This window comes from Agaribacter flavus (assembly GCF_042646125.1).
Taxonomy (GTDB): Bacteria; Pseudomonadota; Gammaproteobacteria; order Enterobacterales; family Alteromonadaceae; genus Glaciecola; species Glaciecola flavus.
The window spans coordinates 42697-59165 of record NZ_JBHRSW010000011.1; the positions used below are offsets into that span (position 1 = coordinate 42697).

The 16469-nt window shown below is 45.6% G+C and carries 11 protein-coding genes; 9 read left to right on the forward strand and 2 right to left on the reverse strand.

The genetic code is table 11. The features are described from left to right. Positions 1-40: 40 nt before the first annotated feature. Positions 41-2500 carry a LamG domain-containing protein gene (locus ACFOHL_RS07455; RefSeq protein ID WP_376919590.1) on the reverse strand — a complete coding sequence of 820 codons (2460 nt, stop codon included), beginning with the start codon at positions 2498-2500 and terminating at the stop codon, positions 41-43. 2 nt (positions 2501-2502) lie between these two features. After that, on the reverse strand, positions 2503-3750 hold the full coding sequence (locus tag ACFOHL_RS07460) for a hypothetical protein (RefSeq protein WP_376919591.1): 1248 nt from the start codon (positions 3748-3750) through the stop codon (positions 2503-2505). 559 nt (positions 3751-4309) lie between these two features. Here ACFOHL_RS07460 and ACFOHL_RS07465 point away from each other — a divergent pair. The 9 genes from ACFOHL_RS07465 to ACFOHL_RS07505 all read left to right on the forward strand — a co-directional run bounded on the left by ACFOHL_RS07465 (position 4310) and on the right by ACFOHL_RS07505 (position 16430). Further along, positions 4310-7036 carry an HzsA-related protein gene (locus tag ACFOHL_RS07465; RefSeq protein ID WP_376919592.1) on the forward strand — a complete coding sequence of 909 codons (2727 nt, stop codon included), beginning with the start codon at positions 4310-4312 and terminating at the stop codon, positions 7034-7036. Positions 7037-7038: 2 nt separating this feature from the next. Next, entirely contained in the window at positions 7039-7788 is a 750-nt protein-coding gene (locus ACFOHL_RS07470; RefSeq protein ID WP_376919593.1) for an SH3 domain-containing protein, read from the forward strand. 33 nt (positions 7789-7821) lie between these two features. Next, positions 7822-8493, forward strand: a complete 672-nt coding sequence (locus ACFOHL_RS07475) for an outer membrane beta-barrel domain-containing protein (protein ID WP_376919594.1) — start codon at positions 7822-7824, stop codon at positions 8491-8493. A gap of 11 nt (positions 8494-8504) precedes the next feature. Beyond that, positions 8505-8999 carry a TlpA disulfide reductase family protein gene (locus ACFOHL_RS07480; protein ID WP_376919595.1) on the forward strand — a complete coding sequence of 165 codons (495 nt, stop codon included), beginning with the start codon at positions 8505-8507 and terminating at the stop codon, positions 8997-8999. Between the two features lie 24 nt (positions 9000-9023). Beyond that, positions 9024-9347, forward strand: a complete 324-nt coding sequence (locus ACFOHL_RS07485; RefSeq protein WP_376919596.1) for a DUF4266 domain-containing protein — start codon at positions 9024-9026, stop codon at positions 9345-9347. Positions 9348-9369: 22 nt separating this feature from the next. Further along, positions 9370-10515 (forward strand): DUF3570 domain-containing protein, encoded by a 1146-nt coding sequence (locus tag ACFOHL_RS07490; protein WP_376919597.1) that lies wholly within the window; start codon positions 9370-9372, stop codon positions 10513-10515. Between the two features lie 2 nt (positions 10516-10517). Then, the gene (locus ACFOHL_RS07495) at positions 10518-11075 is read left to right on the forward strand and encodes a hypothetical protein (RefSeq protein WP_376919598.1); all 558 of its coding nucleotides are present in this window, start codon (positions 10518-10520) and stop codon (positions 11073-11075) included. A gap of 61 nt (positions 11076-11136) precedes the next feature. Beyond that, entirely contained in the window at positions 11137-13164 is a 2028-nt protein-coding gene (locus ACFOHL_RS07500) for a hypothetical protein (RefSeq protein WP_376919599.1), read from the forward strand. Beyond that, positions 13161-16430, forward strand: coding sequence for a tetratricopeptide repeat protein (locus tag ACFOHL_RS07505; RefSeq protein ID WP_376919600.1), 3270 nt, complete (start codon positions 13161-13163; stop codon positions 16428-16430). Before ACFOHL_RS07500 ends, ACFOHL_RS07505 begins: the two co-directional genes overlap by 4 nt. Positions 16431-16469 lie beyond the last annotated feature (39 nt).

Here is a 16469-nt window from a genome sequence, read left to right on the forward strand (position 1 = left end):
TCATGGCTTGACGTTTCATTTTTTTCTCTCCTCGACAGCGCTATTGTAAGGTTACTGCAGCGCTACCTAAAACCGCTGCGCAACTGGCTTTAACCACGGTGGGCGTCGTATTGGCATCACAACTATTGGTAAACGAACAGGCACTGAGTTTGTCAATGAGTGCGCTGATTTCTGCTGTGAGTTCGGACGAATTGGGTTGCCCTACCACATCACCGCCAATCATATTGGTGAGTAAGGGAGAAATGATGGCCTGCTTACTCGTCTCGTTAAATCCTCCGTTTGCATCATATGCAAAATTCATATTGGGGAAATACGCAGTGCGTAAAAGGTTATCCTCAACCAAGGCATCACAGTATTTAATTGCCAGTTGTGTAATTGCCATTTGATTGGAGGCTAAAAAGCTGCTGAGTCCAGTCACACTAGGTAGTTGTTGCTTGAGTTGCGTATAAGTTGCAAGCACGTCTTCTTGTTGTGGGTCAACTTGGCTTAATGCCGCCATGCTAGCGTTAATTTCCGCAAAATGGCGGACGCCAAGTTCTGCCTGCGCGGGCAAGTCTTGAGGGCTGGCTAACACGGGTGGGGTGGGTTCGGCTCGCGTACTTTGTATATCGCCCAAGGTGTCAAAGCTTAAAAAGAACTCATCAAGCTCAGGGCCTTTTTGTACCGGTATAATTGTACCTTGTCGTGATATTGGAATAGCACCAAATGAGTTCAGAGTGCTGCTCGCGGTGTCGATATTTTTGTTGAGTGTTGCAAATACCTGTCCCGTTTTTTCCTCTCGTCCATTTATTCCGATGCGCATGCCCATCAAGGGAATGCCGTCCAAGCTTGTGTTTTCGTTGAGGCTAATGACGCTTGGCTCGGCAAATAGATAACTAAAAGAGTCAAATTGGCTGACTTCAAATACAATGTAAGACTGCTCGGCATTAATGATTTCGCTAATACCAAACATGACATAAAATTTCTGCCCTATACCCGCGTCAAAGTTGCTCTCAATTTGCTCGGCAGAAAGTGTGCGGTTGTGAATCGCGACCATACGTATCGTGCCGGCAAAAGGATAGCGACCGCTGACTTCGCTACCCAGTGCAAATGCAAAGCTGTCGTCCCAATCATTGAGTAGGCCACCCGAAACATCGTCTTCATCACCGGAGAATTCCCCATTAACAAAAATTTGTCGCCCTGAAGCGGCACTGTAATTGACAACAACATGTTGCAGTGCGGCTTGTAAGTCTTGGTCGGCGTCATCGGTACTTAAAAATGGTTCGCCGTTGCCGTCAGTGTTCGTGTGCCGCAAAGCCGCATTGTAGTTGTAGAGCGTTTGCCCGAGCATGAAATTACGGCGCTCGTCACCTCCTGAGTAAGTCACAATACGAGCTGGGCCTTCTTGCGTCACGTTGGCGGGTGCAATCCACGCTTCTATGGCGTATTCGCCAGTGGCGGTGATTAAATCATGCAGTTTTTTACTACTACTGGTTGTGCCTTGCGCTTTGCCATTGGTGAGCTGAATACCAAAACCACCAACCCAATCGTAGCCGCCCGAAAGTGTCAGATTAATCGCAGGTGATACCCCACTGGTGTCAAAGGCCGTGTTGCCAGTGCCGGTCTTAAATTCCCATTTTGCAATGATATTTGCCTCAAATCGTCCGCCGCCACTCGCTAAGGTTCCCTCAAGCATTGAACTTACATGCGATGCCACCAGACCACTATCAAGTTCTGTATCGGGAATCGAGTTCGCCATGCCTTGTATGGCCGCTATCAGGCTCTCTCCATCTTGTGCACAATCAGTCCAACAATTGTGAAACTCCTCTGCCACGCGGACAACCAGCCGACTGTTTGCTGGACTGTCTAAATTTAGCTTAGGTATCGCTGCTCGGTACGCTTCGCTAATGTCAGCCGAACCGATATAAGGTGAAATTGGGATAGCCGCCGTGCTACTGTGACATTCGCTGCAGTTACTTTGCAACAAAGGATGCAAATTCTCGGCAAATAACGAAGGCTCTTCGGGAAAGTTCTTGTTGGCACCAACGGCGCGGGGGGCAGGTGGCTCCAACACAATTTGCGTGCTTGTCTCTTCGGTATCTAACCAATTGGCGACCCAAGTACTCATCAAGTCAGTACAGGCTTCGACACTACTCAACCAACAATTATGACCGCCTGCCACTTTGGTGATCAGTAAGGAATCACGAGGGCTAGCCTTATCTATCAAGCTATTAGTAATGCGATAGGCTTCATTAATGTCGTCGTTTCGTGCAAAGGTAGGGGATTGTTGATTTTGAATGTGGCAGGCACCACATTTTTCCGCAGTGGCAATGTTGTCCCAAACATTTATTTTAAAGTCCTGTGTATCTTCGGTTGCAGCAGCTGGGCCCGTGTAATTTTGCACGGGACTATTGTTTGGCGGGGGGATTGGGTTTTCTTGTACCTGTGTTTCGCCACCACCACATGCGTTTATCAGCGACGCAGCACTTAGGAGTAGGAATATCTTGCGATGATGAATCATATTCATTCTCCTTTGCAATAGTTAGCGGTTGCAGCAAAGACTGGTTTCATTAGATAACCACTTTGCATAAATTGCCTGCTAACCTCATCAATCAGTTGCCAATCAGCTGCATCTTGCGCAGGTCGTAAGCATATGTTTTCAAATACTTTACTTACTTGGCAGTGGGCAAATTTCTGACTGTTCGCCAACTCTTCTCCCATACTTTTTGCGCCATATCCATAGCCTTGAAGTTGCGTTGACCAACCGAGTGTTTGATTGATACCTTGTCGCCAATAGTTGTCCCAACGATCATCTTCAATGACATAACCAAAGGGGAAGTTGTTGGCATTAATACGGTGTTTTTTGGTGACCCGCGTGCCAGTGTCTGGATCATTTTCGCCAGTTCTGTTGTATTGCAGGCGCCCGTTTTCACCTTGAGGATCGCTGTCAACATCATAGTTGTATTCGTAGTAGGCAAAGGCTTGTGCTAGCGGATCCATTCCGCTGTGGCAACCCGCGCAGGAGTTTGCAAATATGCGACTATCCCCACCTGGGCTTCGGCTTAAGTCTTGTCGAATACGATCAGGTGGCAGGCTGGTGTCTTTTAGTGCCTCAAGGTCGGTGCATAAATGATTGATGAGTGTGAAACGAAGCATTGCACGGTTGGTACCATCCTTGAAGAATGCTTTAGCCCCTGCACGAGTAGTCATGACTCCCGCTGTAGCCTCGGGTGGTAAGCCAAGAAGAGCGGATTGCGTGTTTTGTATAAGCGCAGTTGACAGATCTATGCCTCGTTGCTCCAACGCGGCGTAGTGGTCGTTGTTGTCTACTGCATAACTTGGTACACCAGCTGTTGCACCAGTATAAATAAGATCACCGCTGAGGATAAGTCTAAAGTCTAAATCGTCTCTTATGATCCCGATTACGGTAGCAGAATAGTCGTTAAGTGGGGCAAAAATATCGCCCTCTTCGTTTGTCCAAGGGCTGATCCAGTGCTTCAAAGTAATATTGTAAAACGATGGGTTTTGCATGGCGATTGAGGCCGCGGCTAGAGGATCGCCTGCCTCAATAAGTGCACGCATTTCCTGTAACACAGGCTCACTCGGAGGCACGCCTACGAGTCTGTCATGCATCCGTTTGGCTTGGCTGAGGCTGTTAGCATTTGCTGAAAAACTGTGACCTAGCATACAGATAAGTAGCAGCAATGACGTTTTAGCCAGACTAAAAACGCACTGGTATAAACGCTGATTGAATGGTTTTGTGCGATGCATGCTAACTACTCCCGTGTTGCGATCTCGTACAGCCAACATGGGTAGTTTATACAGCCTTGCGTCAGCGATATGGTTATAGGACTTTACTGTGTCGTCTGATCTTCAATACGCGAATTACTCTCATCCATGTCGAACACGAATCTGGCATCAAGTGGTTGGCATATTGCGTTAGTCAAAGTATCAAATCTTAGGCCAATTCTATTAAGTTCATGAAACTATTAAGATAAGTCATTCGTTGCTTGGTTTTTTTAAATAAATAGTGTTGCTATCTATCGACACCTAATGGCTCAAACACGACATTCCGTAAATAGTATTGAGATTTATGCCTAAATATAAAAACCAAGATTGTATTGTGCTGCTGCGCCTGCAAAGCTGAATGAGTGTAATTGAACAAGATGGATTGCTGTGGCTATTCCCTCAAAACCCTTAAAAAACCTTGGCAGTCGTTATTTTGAGACACTATTAAGGGCTGGTAGATATCGTTATGCTACTAAAATACTTGGGGGAGATATGCACTCCAGCGGTCACCATAAGCAGCACAGCTAAACTGGGTAATTGTATGCATCAAAACCAGCGCGAAAATCTCAGACGGACACGCAAAAGAGCAATGTTTTTTAGTGCCTTGGGGTTAGTGTTAAGCGCTTGTAGTGGCGAAAACATTACCGACCAAACACAGGCTCCAGATCCAGTCGTGGTCGACGTCCCGATCGCGTATATTGAACGAGATTTAAGTGTTTCTGGCGGCGATCCGATTCGCTCTCTGGGTGACCCAACTGAGTTTATTCCCGGCGCTAGCTTGTTTATAAAACAGCGCGCGAATGCTTCTGCTATTCCTGTTGATATTAGCCAAAGACTATTTCCCGAGGCCTTAGACGAGGATGGGCAAGTTTTACCCTTCGACATCAAAGATCTCAAAGCTGATTATTCGGGAAATCGTCTGATTTTTAGCGTGAGAGCCCCCGAGTTACCTTCGATGCAAACAGCTCCTACTTGGAATTTGTGGGAGTATGATCGCCGCTCAGATACCCTACGGCGTATTATCGAATCAGACACGGTCGCAGAAGTTGGTCATGACACGGGGCCTGTTTATTTGGCTGACGGCAGGATTATTTTTAGCTCGACACGTCAACGTGGTAATCAGGCTAGGCTACTGGATGAAGGCAAACCACAATATGCTGGGCTAGAAGAAAGTTTGAATATCCACGCCTCGGTGCTGCATATTATGGATGCTGACGGTGACAATATTCAACAAATCTCGTTTAATCAGAGTCATGATCTGGATCCTTTGGTTTTACCCAATGGCAAAGTGCTGTTTAGTCGCTGGGATCAGAATAATGGCAACAAAGGAATGAATCTGTACCAAATCAACCCTGACGGCAGTGATTTGGAAATTGTCTATGGACGGCACAGTCACGACATTATAGAAGGCGCGGGAGATGTTCAATACGTAAAGGCCAGCGTAAATCCTGATGGCCAAGTGTTGTTGGGTCTACAGTCGTTTTCAAATCCGCGGATGGGGACAGATTTCGTCACCATTGATATTAATAATTTCGTTGACTATCAACAGCCTTTTGCCAGCATGCCAGCAATAAGTAGTGTGGCGCAGCAAAGTGCCTTGATTGATGGCATTGATTTAAGCGGAGGCATTTCGGCCGCCGGCTTTATTAATGCATTGTACCCCCTATGGGATGGCAGCGGGCGGGTAATATATAGTTGGAGCCAATGCCGTTTATACGCACCTTCAGGTGAAGAGACCAACAGCGTTGACGACGGGAGCATGAACGCAGATACGCAAAGCAACCGTACTATCGCAGCTTGTACTGCAGAAAACATTGCCGACGAAGCCTACCAAGCCGCGCCTCCAGTGTACGGTTTATGGATGTTTGATCCCGAGCAGAACACCCAGCTTTCCTTGGGTTTACCGGTGCTCGATCGGGTAGTGAGTGAACTTGTCGCGATGGAGGATCGCCCTTTCCCAGCTAATCCCAGTTCAAATATTGACCGTAGCAATCACGCTTTGCTTGATGCGGGTATGGGGGTGTTGCATATCAGTAGTGTTTACGATGTGGACGGTGCAGACACCAGTCCTTTTGGCTTGTCGGTGACAGCCGATCCTTCGCAAACAATGGCGAGTCAGCGCCTTGCGCGTTTTTTACGTGTTGAAAAAAGTGTATCAATACCTGACGATGACACACTCGACTTTGCTTCATCTGCTTTTGGTCGGTCGAGAAATCAACTTATGCGCGAAATACTCGGCTACACACCAATACAACCGGATGGTTCGGTACAAGTGGCCATACCCGCGCAAGTGCCCTTTACTATTAGTGTTGTTGATGCGCAAGGTAAACGCCTTTCGCAACGGCACAACAATTGGTTGCAGCTTATGCCCGGCGAAGAAAAGTCTTGTATCGGTTGTCACCGTCGAGACAGCCAAGCACCTCACGGACGTATCGACGCACAAACTGTCTCAATTAATCAAGGTGCAGCTCTTACTGGGCAGGGGTTTCCCGGTGCGAACCCCGCACTTTTCGCCGACCTTGGGGAAACCATGGCGCAAACGCTTGCCCGTCTCAATGGTACAGAGACACTACAGCCTGATATAGAATTTGAGGATATTTGGGTTGACTCCGCGCAACAGCCCCCCGAACCGAGTTTTTCTCTGGCGTATGCTGATTTAAATACACCATTGCCAATATCACAATCTTGCGCACAAAACTGGTCAGCCGTTTGCCGTGCGGTCATTAATTTTCCTGATCATATTGCACCTTTGTTTTCGCTTTCTCGTCAAATTCTCGACAGTGAATCCAATGTTATCGAAGACTACACCTGTATTGCTTGTCACAGTGTTAACGATGCCGATGGTGCCCCAAGGGTGCCCGATGCTCAATTGGATTTATCGGCGACAGCCTCGATTGAAAATAGCGACTTTTTGAGTAGTTATCGAGAACTCTTATTTAATGATAATGAACAAGAATTGCTCAATGGTGTGCTGCTAGATCGCTTAGTGCCAGTGCTTGACGGTAACGGTGCACAGGTATTTGAAAGAGACGACGAAGGCGAGCTTGTTTTAGATGCAGCAGGTGAACCGATTCCGCTTACTCGTACAGTTCGTGTTAATCCAAGTCTTAATGTAAATGGTGCCCTAAATAGTGGCAGATTCTTTGCAGTGTTCGAAACAGGCAGCCACCAAAGCTGGCTTTCTGACGCCGAGTTGCGACTCATTGCAGAATGGATAGATCTTGGTGGTCAATATTACAACAACCCCTTTGATACCCCTGAGGACTGATTTTGTATAGGTCTGTAGCGCTACTTCTGGTTTTGTACTTTTGTGCATTTATTGCCAGTGCGGATGAATTGAGAGTAACCGTTACTTCTCCTTACATAAACGTCCACTCGGGGCCTGCAGACGAGTTCCCCGTTTTTTACGTGCTCAGTAAAGGCGATGAAATAGATATTCTCAAAGCGCGTACCGGTTGGTACAAGATTCGTTCTGTCGCGTCGCCAAAAAGACAAATAGAAGGATGGATTTTTCGCGAGGCACTCACCGCAACCGTGCTAAAAGACGGGCTTGCTCTCAAGCCTGCAAGTGGAAGTTTTGATGATTACCTAACACGGCACGCTGAATTTACGGTAATGGGGGGGGTACTAGATAATACCGCTGCGCTTTCTGCTACGGGCACTTGGGTGTGGACAAAAAATCTAGCGGTAGATGCTAATTATACCCAAGCGTTGGGGGATTTTTCCGACAACAAGCTGTGGTCGGTTCGCATGCGCCATACCGTTTTTCCTGCTTGGAAAATCAGTCCTTATTTAGCTTTAGGCACTGGAGAAATTCGCACCAAGCCCAAAGCAAACTTAGTGCAATCTGGAGATGAGGTACGCAAGAGCAATCATTACGAATTAGGCGTAGGTGTGCGCTATTACTTAAGTGATGGCGTCTTAGTTAAAGCGGAATATCGCAGCGTTCTTGCACTCACTGATCGAGATGAGCAAGCGCGTCTCGATCAATGGCTCGTTGGTGCGAGTGTGTTTTTTTAAAGCGAACATAGTAAACAAATAATGAGTAAATCAATGCGTAGACTTTTAAAAAAAACGGTAAATAGACAGAGTTGCGGCCTCTCAACTTGGCTTTGTTTTTTTGCGCTTTATTTTGCCTTGAGCGGTGTTGCCGTGCATGCTCAAAGTACTCAGCCCTCAGCGATTGACCCAAATATTGAGCGCAGGAGCATTGATGAGTTTGACATTGATTCGGAAAACTTTGAAGTAAGTGCATTTGCTGGCGTCATTAGTATTGAAGATTTTTCTTCTGACATTGTTGTTGGTGCGCGTTTGGCTTATCACGTAAACGAAAACGTATTCATTGAAGCCAGTTTTGGACAAGCTACTGCAGGCGAAACCAGTTTTGAAATCTTGTCCGGTGGTGCGCCTTTTCTGACTGAGGAGGAAAGAGACTACCGCTATTATGATCTCGCCATTGCATATAACTTCAACGGAGAAGTCTTTTTTACCCAGCAACTCGTGTTTAATACTGATTTTTTCTTATCTTTGGGCGCAGGGAATACTGACTTTGCGGGTGACGAGCGTTTTACTGTTTCGCTAGGTGCCGGCTACCGCTTACTTGTTACAGATTATCTATCGGTACGATTTGATGTACGTGATCACGTCTTCGACAGCGATATTATTGGTACGGAAAAAAGCGTGCACAATTTGACGTTCACGCTCTCAACTACCTTTTTCTTTTGAGCGAGACGACGATGAAAAAAGCCTTTCACTTCTTTATTTCCAGTTTAAGCCTTGGCGCTTTACTGGCAGTTTCTCAAGCCAGTGCTGTGGAAACTGCGCCAGATTTTACCTTAAAAAGCAAAGAGTCGGGCAATATTCGCCTGTCTGAGCAAAGAGGCAATATGGTATTGATAAACTTTTGGGCAAGTTGGTGTGGTCCATGTAGGCAGGAACTGCCTGAGATGGAGGCGCTTTATCAAGAATATCAAGATTTAGGCTTTGAAATACTGGCAGTCAATGTTGATGAAAACTCCGCCAGTGCGGATACTTTGTTAAACGATATAGAAGTGAGCTTTCCCGTGCTATACGACCCAAACGGAGAAGTCAGTCAACTGTATGACGTGAGTGCTATGCCGACAACCGTACTAGTGGATAGAGACGGCAAGCAACGCTTGGTTCACTTGGGTTACCGAGCAGGTGATGAAAACAAGTACGAAAAAGCCATTAAAATGCTTTTGCGCGAATAAACGCATTCGGGAGAATTAGCTAATATGCGCCAATCTCTACAATCCGCTTTTGCACTTGTGTGTCTTGTGTCTTTGAGTGCATGTGCCTCGAGTTCGAAGCCAATCTCACCTGAGCTGGGGCAAGCGCTCAAAGAGGGCGAAACACAAGCAGATACTCAAGCTTCATTTTGGGCTAGATTTAAAATAGAGCCATGGGTCAAACCCTATGAACGCAGTAATTTAGCCGATCCCATCATGGCGGTAGGTCGAAATCCCATTGCCCTATCCTATGCTAAACATGTTCACGAATCCCGAGAGGGTGCGCGCGGAGCAGACGGTTCAGCTGGGGGTGGCTGTGGTTGCAACTAGTACCCGACAAGGTCTCTCGGTAATGCTGGATTTTCTGAAAGCAAAGTTTGTTTGCAGCCTTGTCTTTTTTGCACTCATCTTGCCGGTGGTCGCAAACGCTGCTGTATTACCTCAGGAAAGAGCAGATGTGATGTACCACAAGTACTCTGGAGACGGTGTCAGCATTGATGGTCCCTCAATTTTGCTGCGGAAACAAGTAGGAGAACAGGTTTCCTTGAGTGCGAATTACTATGTTGATACGGTAAGCGGCGCATCTATCGACGTGCGAGCCACGGCTTCCCCTTACCAAGAAGAGCGCAAAGAAACAACACTAGGCGGGGACTTTCTGCATGATAAAACCCTACTCAGTGTGAGTTATACCAACAGTTCTGAAAATGATTTTGAAGCCAATTCTGTTTACGTCGGTTTGAGCCAAGATTTTTTCGGTGATCTCAGTACCGTGTCACTGTCTTGGTCAAAAGGGTGGGACGAAGTGGGACGCAGAGGTGATGACAATTTTCAGGAAGAAGCGGACAGACAAAAATTTGGCTTTGGTTTTACCCAAATCATGACCAAAAACTTGATAATGGGCTTCAGTGCTGAGCACATATCGGACGAAGGTTTTTTAAATAATCCCTATCGCAGCATTCGTTTTGCGGATAGTACTAGTGAACGAGGCTTTCGGTTTTCGAGCGAGCAGTATCCAAATACGCGCTCTTCTAACGCTTATTCGTTGAATGCAAATTATTACTTGCCGTATCGCGCGGCCTTATACGCAGATGCAAGGATTTATGATGATTCGTGGGGCATTAAGGCGCATAACTATAAATTGGGCTATATCCATCCAGTTAACGCGTGGGTGTTTGATGTTTTTGTGCGCCATTACAGTCAAGAAAAAGCCGATTTTTATCAAGATCTGTTCTCTCGCCCCAATGAATTTAACTTTATGGCGCGAGACAAAGAACTGAGTACTTATACTGGCATAACCGCAGGCTTGCATCTCGCTTATGAATGGCAGTTTTCACAAACAGCGACATTTAAGAAAAGTAGTCTGCATGCTGAATTCGATTATATGCGGTTTGACTACGATAATTTTAGAGATGTGACCGCCGACGCCGCCGTTGGTCAAGAACCTCTGTTCAGCTTCTCTGCTAATGTAATTAAAATTTACGCTTCGGTTTGGTATTGATTATGCGCCTATTTTCTCGATTATCTCCTTTTGTTTATTTGGCGATCGTTTTGTTGGCAATCACCTTCTTTGCCGACGCTCAGGAACCAAAAGAAAAAAACAGTCCAAACGAAACGGATTCTAGCTTGCTTGATGAAATAGAAAGCTTGCGCCAAGCCATGGTCGAATTGAACAGAGATTTATTTATTCTTGAAGAAGACTTGCTGTTTCCTGCATCAACACAAATTGCTGTTTATGTGGCAATAGATATTGGTGAGTATTTTGTGTTGGATGCGGTAGAACTGCGTATAGACGACCAAGTTGTTACTCATTATTTGTACACCGAGCGTCAAGTCAAAGCACTGGGACGTGGTGGGGTGCAACGTTTGTATGTGGGGAATATTGCACAAGGTGATCATCAAATTACCGCCTATTTTATTGGCGAGGGACCAGAGCAACGCGAGTACAAACGCGCAGTCAGCATTGATGTTAGTAAGGGTGAGGATCCCCTTGCTTTGGAACTTCGGATTACCGACTCCAGTACCAAACAACAGCCTGAGTTTTCGGCTAAACTTTTATAAGTGTAGGTTTGTGAGGGCTTTCTTATTATTTAGCACTTTACTGTGCCTTCATTTACAAGCAATGGCTTTATCTCAGGAGTCTGAAGCCCCTTTTGTTCAACAAGACATACCCGTCAGCAAAGCGAAAGTGTACGCGGATTTTTATCATGTGATGTATGCGTACTTTGAAGAAAACTACCTTATTGCACTGAATGTGATGGAAAGTGCTGAACGCAAACATGGCTTTGGTTTATTGGATGAAGTGGATCAGGACCGTTTGACCTTGATACAAGGTGCTGCGCTTTTGAATCTCGGTTTAAACAGTCAAGCACAAAATAAATTTACTCATTTGTTAAACAAAAATAGTTCGCAGTATATTCATGCTCATACTTGGTATTGGTTAGCGAAAACGGCCTTCGAAACCGGCCAAACACAGCTTAGTTTACGTGCTTATGATGCTATTTCTGCGCATCGACTCGCAAAAGAATTAGCGTTCGAGCATTGGCAAGAGCTGCTATATATGTCTGCGCACGCTATGATGCAAGAGGGCAAGGATTGGAAAAGCCTTTTGCCGGACTTGAGTGAAGAAAGTATTTATCCTGCCTATTTGCACGCCAACGCGGCGGGGCAAGCATTTAATCGCGGCAATTACTTTGGCGCTAGTGAGCGCTATGTTCAGGCAAAGCAAGCCCTCATTACATATCAACAACGTCAAGACACATGGCTTGACCGCACACAATCCAGCGGTCGCTTACTGGCGCATTCGCTAAAGGTACTCATTACACCATGGCGCTGGTTTTCGGACGATCCAAATGCAAAGGCGGCGCGACGTCAACAAATAGAACAAGAAAAGTGGATGAGACTGGAGCAAGACGCTTTGTTCGATAGGCTTAATTTGCATTTAGCTTATAGCCTCCTAAAACAGCAAGAAGATGAGCATGCATTGGCCGTGCTTCGCAATATTTCTGCAGATAGTGGCGACACTCAACAAGCTATGTTGACCTTGGGTTGGGCGCATGCACAACAAAATCGTTGGTCGAGTGCAACCGATATTTGGCAGTATTTGCGCACACATAGCCTTGGTATTTATCAATTGCAGGCGAGTTATGGTCTGGCTTATGCCTTTCAACAACAAGGTCAATTTGTCGAAGCGTATTACGCGCTTGACGATACGAGTGCACAGATAGAGAGTACGCTTGAGCATCTACAGAGCTTTTCGGATCAAGTAGAAGAACCGGCATTCTCTTCACTTATTTTTGATGATGACACGCAATGGCCAGCTGCACTTACCGATATAAAACGGTCGTTTTTGATGTCTAACTCTGTTGCTAAGGACACAAGTAAAACGAGTCAATCGGTATCGGTTAGACAGTTGCTGTCTGCACGTAAACAGCTTCAAGAAGTACTCGACAGCCTGCAAAGTAAGTCTCGTCAATTAAGTGTACTCAAGGATCTGTCAAACGAGCGAAAACAACACTATCAAAGCAAAATTGATCGCCTCTCTACCACTTCCTTTACGACTGATATAGCAAATACACAAGATGCTTTAATGCGCTTGCGTTCACGCTTACATCCGACTAATCAGCTTGAACGTGATGATTTGTCCTTGGCAATGATGAGTAAAGCGCAGAGTCTCGCTTGGCAACGGTTGGGCAAGGCAAAACAGAGGCACTCCCGATTACTCGCCGATCCTCCGCGTAATCGGCCATTAAAAGCAAGTTATCAAGAGCGGATTACGCGCATTGAAGGCATTTTACGATGGCAAATGGAAGACAGTTACATTGTTAAACGTTGGGCGCATTTGCGTGCCTTTGATAAGGCTAAAAACGAGGCTGCACTTGCACAACATGCGCTAACAAAAATCAGTGGACTTAAGCAAGGCCGTGCATTTAATACGGTCGAGCAGTCAAATATGACCGCTATCGAACGCGAGATAGTGCGACGAGAGGAACAAGCGAAGACTTTGTTTTCACGAGCAGAAACGCAACTGCGGGAGGTCTTGCTAGCAATTATCGATGAACGTCGCGATCAACTCAAGACACAGTGGGTCAATACGCGTTTGGCCAAAATTCGGCTACAAGACTTACAGGCTGAGGTAAGCGTACAATGAGCTATAAAATAGCGCGTACGATGACGGTAATTTGCCTGAGTATCAACCTTTATGCATGTGGGTTGCCATACTGGGAAAACGAAGAGTCGCGTCAAAATCCAGAGGCCTTGAGTGAGTTACAAATAAAAGAGAGAGAAAAGCTCGTGGCAGGAGGCAGTTTGCGACCTAAACTATCCGCGTTGCACATGCAACCCGTGAGAACGCCACAAACGCCAACAGCGAAATTACCCAAAGAAGTGATACCCCGTTTATCCTTGCTCGAAAAGAAGAAAGAATATAACGATCTACTCTCTCTGGTTGTAGACGAAGAGCAAAAAAAACAGATTAGATTTCGCCTCGCTGACATTGAAATGCTGTTAGCCGAACAAACCATCGAGCAAGGCAGCAGCCAATCAGGTAAGCCGGTTTTTGATGATGCCATTGCATCGTATTTGAACATATTGAATCATCATCAAGTCGTGCAAGCTGCGCCAGGGCAAGCACTGAGTGAAGACCAACAAGCATTAAACATTAAATTAATGGACGCGATGTATCAGTTGTCTAGAGCCTTGGATCTTGCGGGTGAAAGACAGCAAAGTGTTGATGCGGCTAAAGAATTTATTGCGAGTTTTCATCCTAGTAGCTTTGCTGTAACAAACAGACATGTTGAGCTTTGGTTTCGTATTGGCGAGCACTATTTTTCGAAGCAAGAGTACGCCAAGGCGATCAATTACTATCAAGAAGTGCTGGCCTTTCCCTCCTACACGGAGTTTTACCGCATATCTGCATACATGCTTGGGTGGAGTTATTTTAAGCTCGACGAATATGACAATGCCCTCATTGGTTTTAATCGTTTACTCGCCCACAGCTTACCCAAATCTAAGCTAAGTGATATTGCAAATTTAGCAGAGTTGGAGATGAGCAAAGGGGCATTGCGCTTGGTGGAAGACAGTTTACGTGTTATGGCGATGACCTTTTCTTATAAAGGCAGTGCCAGCGCGATTGCATCCTTTTATCAACAACAGGGTGAGCAAGCTTATCAACATTTAGTTTACGACGAACTGGCACAGCAATACCTCGATGATAACCGCTATTCAGACAGCGCTGAGGTATTGTTGGCGTTCGCACAGGCATGGCCTGAGCACCCACGAGCAGTGCCCTTTTTTGTTCGTCATATTGATGCGTTTATTTTGGGTGAATATCCCGCCAAAGTGTTAGCAGCAAAACAGGCTTTTGTCGCGCAATATGGGCTTGGCAACGGCGTTGTTGAGAATGTGTATTCTCCCATTGGTCAGCAGGCTTTACCGTTTTTAAAACAGTATTTGCCTGAACTTGCGCAAACTGAGCATAGTTTTGCTCAGTATTTCGAAAGTGTATTAGCGAAGAGAGCAAACTCAACTAGCAAATCTGCGCGAATAGCTACAGATTTTCATGGTTCGTTTGCCTCTACAAAAACCATGTCTGTCGCATCTGTACAACAAATGTCAGATTCAGCGCTTGTTCAAGCTAAAAATGACGCATATCAATCAGCGGTTTTGTACTACCAGAGTTTTGTTGCAAGTGTGGAAAATGAAGCCGATATGCGAGCTGAATTAGCGCAGACACGCTTTTATATGGCAGAAGCTTTGTTTGCTTTAAATGACTATTCCGAAGCAATTCAAGCATTTGATACCTATGCGTATATAGATCAAGTTAATCCCATGGCAGCAGAAGCGGCTTATGCCAGTTTAATTGCATGGCAGCGAATTGAGGAGCAAGGCCTCGAGAACCATTTATCCAATGAAAGCAACGGTCAACTAAATTTACCATCGTCGTCAATTTATACATCCTTGCAACAAGCACAAATCCGTTTTGTTCAGCATTTTATCTCTGATACACGGGCAATAAATATCGGCGTAATGCTTATGCAGAGTTTGCACGCTTCCAAGCATTACCGCGAAGCGATTGGCTGGGCAGATTGGGTGTTGAATGAACTGACTACCGAGCATGATATAACCAGTGAACAACAAGAATCAGCATTCTTAGTAAGTGCACATAGCCATTACGCCGTCCAACAGTATGCGCGGGCAGAACATTTTTATACGCAAGTGCTGAGTGGTTTATCTGCAGAGGATACACGCTATTTATCGTTGACCGAAGCACTAGGCGCAAGCATGTTCAAACAAGCCGAAGCAGAATTGTTGGCTGCACAAATGGGAAGCGAGGCGATCGCTGAACTAGATTTTGCAGTACCGAACTTATCTGTCGCAAGCGAGTTAGCTTTGCGAGCTGCATTGGCTCATCTTGAACGCGTATTGTCACTCCCCTCATTTGTGACGATTCGTGAATTAGCACAATTTGATAGTGCGACATACCATGCCTTGTTAGGAAATTGGGAACAGGCGATAGCTTTATGGAAAGACTTCGCTCAAAGTTATCCAGAACATGCTTTAACTGAGCGCATAGAGCCGCAACTTTTGTTTGCTTATGAACAGTTGGAAGATTGGGAAGCAGTAGCCACTATTCTTCTTGCCCAATATTTTGAGGATAAAACGTCGGAGAATGCAAAATCGCAACTTTTTTCTGCAGCAGAGTATTTTGAAAAAGCAAACAATCGAGATATGGCGCTCGACACTTATCGTCGGTTTGCCCATGCCTTTGCTGACTCCTTACCGGAGGCCAATGAGGCAAGGTATAAACTAAGTGAATTTTACCTAGCTTCAAAGGAAGACAGTAAGCGTCGATATTGGCTAAACAAAATGATGCAAGCGCAAATGAAACTTGTTAATGCCAATCCTACACTTTCACCGCACAGCGTAGGTACGTCTCGTTCACGTTATCTTGCCGCTATGTCCGCCATGGTATTCGCCGAAGATGCTTATCATGCTTACAAAGAAATAAAGTTATCTGTGCCGTTGAATAAGAGTCTAGCTAAAAAGCAAAAAGCTTTAAGTAACACCACCGCGGCCTTCGATAGAGTCATGTCTTTTGCTGTCGCTGAATTTACCACTCAAGCCAACTACCGCCTAGCGCTTGTGTACGCGACCCTAGCAGAGGACTTGATGGACTCCGAACGTCCAAAAAACATGAGTGCTTTGGAAGCTTCGCAATACGATATTTTATTAGAAGAACAAGCTTATCCCTTTGAAGAAACGGCCATTGAAATACACGAAGCCAACCTTAGTAGAGTGAAATCCGGCATTTATGATCAATATGTACAAGCGAGTTTGCGTGCCCTGAGTGATGCCCTGCCGGTTCGTTACAACAAGCCCGAGCAAATACATGATGTACGTGAAGATGACTTATAATTTGCAACGCGGATTACGCTTAGTATTTTTATTGGGTTT

What these genes read in the sequence shown, in the direction of transcription:
- ACFOHL_RS07455 (WP_376919590.1), bottom strand. Translation starts at nt 2,500, where the DNA reads ATGATTCATCATCGCAAGATATTCCTACTCCTAAGTGCTGCGTCGCTG.
- ACFOHL_RS07460 (WP_376919591.1), bottom strand. Translation starts at nt 3,750, where the DNA reads ATGCATCGCACAAAACCATTCAATCAGCGTTTATACCAGTGCGTTTTT.
- ACFOHL_RS07465 (WP_376919592.1), top strand. Translation starts at nt 4,310, where the DNA reads ATGCATCAAAACCAGCGCGAAAATCTCAGACGGACACGCAAAAGAGCA.
- ACFOHL_RS07475 (WP_376919594.1), top strand. Translation starts at nt 7,822, where the DNA reads ATGCGTAGACTTTTAAAAAAAACGGTAAATAGACAGAGTTGCGGCCTC.
- ACFOHL_RS07480 (WP_376919595.1), top strand. Translation starts at nt 8,505, where the DNA reads ATGAAAAAAGCCTTTCACTTCTTTATTTCCAGTTTAAGCCTTGGCGCT.
- ACFOHL_RS07485 (WP_376919596.1), top strand. Translation starts at nt 9,024, where the DNA reads ATGCGCCAATCTCTACAATCCGCTTTTGCACTTGTGTGTCTTGTGTCT.
- ACFOHL_RS07490 (WP_376919597.1), top strand. Translation starts at nt 9,370, where the DNA reads ATGCTGGATTTTCTGAAAGCAAAGTTTGTTTGCAGCCTTGTCTTTTTT.
- ACFOHL_RS07495 (WP_376919598.1), top strand. Translation starts at nt 10,518, where the DNA reads ATGCGCCTATTTTCTCGATTATCTCCTTTTGTTTATTTGGCGATCGTT.
- ACFOHL_RS07500 (WP_376919599.1), top strand. Translation starts at nt 11,137, where the DNA reads ATGGCTTTATCTCAGGAGTCTGAAGCCCCTTTTGTTCAACAAGACATA.
- ACFOHL_RS07505 (WP_376919600.1), top strand. Translation starts at nt 13,161, where the DNA reads ATGAGCTATAAAATAGCGCGTACGATGACGGTAATTTGCCTGAGTATC.